Genomic DNA, 1,437 nt, shown 5'->3' with positions numbered 1-1,437 from the left:
ATGACGAATATAAACCTCTCAAAATAATCGTCTGCCGATTGAAGACCTGACCAGAAGGTCACGGGAAGAATGAGGGCAAAGGGAGTTCCGTTCGTGAGAAGAGCGATCTTTCCCTCTAATAAACTTGCGGTGACAATATCCGGACGCTCGGTATTTTGGATTTGCGGAAAAATGGAAAAAGAGCTCTCTTCGAGCCATTCCTCGATATAGGCCGAATCGATGATGCCGTCAATCTCGATCTTTTCGAGCTTTTTTCTTACTTCCGTTAATACCTTCTCGTCCGCAAGTCCTTGCATGTAAGCAAGGATCACTTGGGTTTGCGTGTATGTACCTATCGTAAACGAGTCCGTCTTCAAATGGGGATGAATGATTCTTCGCCTAATCAGGGATACATTCGTGTGGATATCTTCAACAAATCCTTCTTTGGATCCGCGCAAGGTCGATTCCTTTTTCGGCTCCTCGATGCTTCTCGTCTTATAGCCCTGGACCTGAACGGATAGCGCGGATGCTTCTCCTTCCACCAATATGCCCAGACTTCCCTGCAGAATGTGATGGACCAGGTCTTTCAGCGATTTGTCCTTTTTTACGTCGGTTAATGGAAGCCATTCGCGTCCGAACATCTCGCCCAGAGACTGTATCCGATCTATGCCTTGCGGCAGTCCGCTGAATAGAAGCGGCGTTAGTATGTTATCCTCTACGCTTTGTAGGCGGGTCATTCCATCAAAATAGACGAGTAAAAGTAAAGTTTGGTCCCTTAACCTAAATGAACGGAATACGATATCCGAGCAATGATCGAATTCTTTCCTGAGACTGGCCTCATTAACTTCAATGCTTGTACTTATGGTATTCATGGAAATTATCCCCCCACCGGGTATTATAAACTCGGTAACGGTATCCTATTCCATAAGGTCTAAATTGCTCCTGTGAGCCCAATTAAGGCCCACGGGGGCTTTTTTGAACTCAGCTATAAACCAGGTTTTTCTCGAATAAATTTCTCACCTGATCGGCCATGAATTGAGTGGATTGCGGCATTTGTTTTCGGATCCACCACTCAACAATGCCAATAAAAGCAGAAGCCATGAACTGGGCTTGCATTTCATTGGCGATAGGATTTGAACTGTTCATCTTGGCCATCATATTGTCCGAAAGGAAGTTAAGCAGCCGGTCCCGGAACAGAAAAACTCTTTCGTTGGCAAACATCGCAGAGAAAAACGGATAATGGTCCCTGAAGTAGTCAAATACAGGCTTGGACTCAGTACCTATACCCGGACTACTTATTTCCCTTTTCTTGCATAACGTGATTATTTCATTGATGTGATCTTCAATACATTTGTCGAGAAGATCATACTTGTCGCTGTAATGCAGATAAACGGTGCCGCGGTTTACGTTTGCCCGCTCCGCTATTTCGTTAATCGTGATCTGTTCAAAATTTTTTTC

General features: G+C 44.7%; 2 protein-coding genes. Both read right to left on the bottom strand.

What is annotated here, in order from left to right:
- A partial coding sequence (locus IAE55_RS33540) for a spore germination protein (protein WP_200634972.1) occupies positions 1-851 on the bottom strand: 851 nt, incomplete at its 3' end.
- 109 nt (positions 852-960) lie between these two features.
- Positions 961-1,437: TetR/AcrR family transcriptional regulator (locus IAE55_RS33535; RefSeq protein WP_200634971.1), on the bottom strand; the 477-nt coding region annotated here is incomplete at its 5' end.

It is taken from the genome of Paenibacillus sp. S28, assembly GCF_016624415.1.
In the GTDB taxonomy this organism is placed as follows: Bacteria; Bacillota; Bacilli; order Paenibacillales; family Paenibacillaceae; genus Paenibacillus_AQ; species Paenibacillus_AQ favisporus.
Note: the sequence above shows the minus strand (reverse complement) of the source record. Positions and strands in the feature narration are given on the sequence as shown.